Origin of the sequence: Pararhodobacter sp. SW119, assembly GCF_017811755.1 — a bacterium.
Taxonomy (GTDB): domain Bacteria; phylum Pseudomonadota; class Alphaproteobacteria; order Rhodobacterales; family Rhodobacteraceae; genus Pararhodobacter.
In genome coordinates this window covers 1-2,287 of record NZ_JADDJF010000128.1, presented here as the reverse complement: position 1 = coordinate 2,287, position 2,287 = coordinate 1, and the positions used below count along the sequence as shown (strand labels likewise).

The window sequence follows — 2,287 nt, the reverse complement described above, 5'->3', positions numbered from 1 at the left end:
AGCTTCAGCCACTCGATCACCTTCTTGCGCCCGGCCGGCGTCCGCGCCGCCTGCCGGGGCGACTTGCCGCCCAGCGCGGGCACTGGGGCATCAAGGGTTTCCCTGTAATGCCTGTCCATGTACTCGCGGGTAATCTGCGCCGCCAGTTCGGGCGGAATTTCATCGGCCGCGCTCGGAGTGGGCCTTGCCTCGCGCTCGGCCATCAACTGCTCGATCGTGCGGATCGTGGTCAGTGGCGGCTTCACAAGATCTGCGGCCACACCCATCACCAACGCCTCGACCCTTGCTGCACGCGCGGGCGAATTGGTCGAGACCAAGAGCGCCCTGCCCTTGATCTCGAGCCCGGCCAGCACGATGCCCTCGTCCATCTCTGTCTCGAGCATGATCCCCGCAGCTGCCCTGCCATTGTGCGTCGGGCGCCTCTCGATCCAGTTCCAGAACGTCCGGCTGGCAGGCCACAGCCCGTCTACCTGATCCAGACGCTCGGCCAACTGCTTCTGGGTTACTCCGGCCTCAAGGCGAACCGCAGGTCGTGGAACATCACCTCGTCGCCAGCGGAGTTGTAGTAGCTCTGCTGCGGTGGGTTCAGCGCGCGCGGCACTTCGGTGAACAGCCACGCGGTGGTAAAGATCGGCGCACAGTCGTGCAGTTGCTCGGTAGTCAGCTCCAGAGCCGCGCGCTTTCCAAGCTTTGCAGCTTCGCGCAGCGCCGAGCTCAGCAGTTCGACCGCCTCATCGGAAAACGGCAGAACCGCGCCCGACATCACATGATGATCACGTTCGGGCACCACGCGCACCGCGATCTTGTCCCACTGACGCAACGACCGTGTTGCGGATTTCTCGCGCACGGTGACGGGCGGGCCGCCGCGCAAGATGTCCTTGAGAACCATCGACACCCCGGGCTTCACGTCACTGACCTCATGCAGGCTGACCGGTGTATCGCGGAGCGCGCCAAAATAGGCCCGGTTCAGAACGGTCTCCTTCCAACCACGCCGTTTCAGGTAAAGATCGACGATGTTTTCGCCCTGGCTGCCAAAGCGGCGGCCGAGGAAATCTTCGAACCCGCACCCCCAAAGCGTTCCCGACGCGGGCTCACCCAGAAGATCCGCCAGATCCTCACTATCGATCTCGAAGGCATCAAGGGCCGCCCCTAGATGCTCCTCGATGACGTCCTGCAACCTCTCTTTCCAGCCGCCTTCGCGCCCGATGAAGGTAAGAAGACCCGAGATGTCATTTCGCTCAGCCAATCTGCCTCCGTCGATTCCACATCCCATTCGATAACATCGACACCGCGTGGAGCACCAGCATGCCGAATTCGCTCACCAGACGCACCCGACTGCCCCGTACCAGCCGCCCCCTCCGCTTGTGTGCCGCAGTGCGGCTTCACTAAGATGGCCGCTCGTAATCGCCGCTGCATTCGGGCGGAGCAATGTCGTCGAGCGGTCTTTCCCCGTCATGGTGTCTGCGTCAGTTTCCGGCTCCATATCGCTTGCTTTGCGACTTCAAGACGCCATTGCCTTGAACGATGCCTGCGCAGTTGGCGGCCGCCCCCTGCAGGCCTCATGCCCAGCACTTTGATCTCGCAATCGACAGTCGACCACCCGTTCCGCTTCATCGCGGAAGCTGTGCGGATAAAGACCTATATCGGCGTGGAGTTCGGGGTTGATCCTGGCGAACGCGTCCAACTCGCGCCGGATCATCCGCCGACGCCGAACGCACGCTCGCCATCTCTCGAAGAGCTCGATGCCAAACATTCTTGTCCTCTCCTAAACGCTGCAGCGGGCAAGGCCGGCTTGCCTGGCAGGCACGGACGACATGTGCCGGCGAGGTGCGTTCCACCGCGCGATAGGGAGAACGGCTCTGCCAACGCGTGCCGGCGGAAGCGAGGCCAAAGGAACGCCTTGCGCCTCCATCCGCTCAGCGAGATCATCCAGCGCGCCGTCGGGAAGCTCGATGTCGGCGCGCGTGTGGCGATCGATGCGACCGAGGTCGCGCGTTGTCCAGGTTTGCAACCGCCAGCGATGCGCGAGCTTCAGCGGCGCTGCGCCCAAACGCCACAGCAGGCCAAAGGCGGTGCGGGTGAGGCGCCCGATCCGGCGAAAGCGCTGATAGAGGACGGCGGCCTGCGCCTCGTTGGCGCGGCGCATCTCGCCGTCGGGATCGGGGCGCATCCAGTGGGTGTAGGGCAGCATGTGTCACCTCTCATGTTCTGCGGTTACCCTAGGCTCAGGACCCATAAAGTTGCTTGAGCACCGAGCGGTTGCGTGATTCAAGCTCCCAAATCGAAA

At 63.4% G+C, this 2,287-nt stretch carries 2 protein-coding genes and 1 pseudogene; all 3 read right to left on the bottom strand.

Translation table 11 applies throughout. The features are described from left to right. Positions 1-368 (bottom strand): annotated as a pseudogene (locus tag IM708_RS20740) (hypothetical protein); the annotation flags it as partial. A 134-nt stretch (positions 369-502) separates the two neighbouring features. After that, positions 503-1,246: a hypothetical protein gene (locus IM708_RS20735; RefSeq protein ID WP_209428449.1), complete on the bottom strand. Its 744-nt coding sequence runs from the start codon at positions 1,244-1,246 to the stop codon at positions 503-505. Positions 1,247-1,765: 519 nt separating this feature from the next. After that, positions 1,766-2,191: a hypothetical protein gene (locus tag IM708_RS20730; RefSeq protein WP_209428448.1), complete on the bottom strand. Its 426-nt coding sequence runs from the start codon at positions 2,189-2,191 to the stop codon at positions 1,766-1,768. Positions 2,192-2,287: the final 96 nt, after the last annotated feature.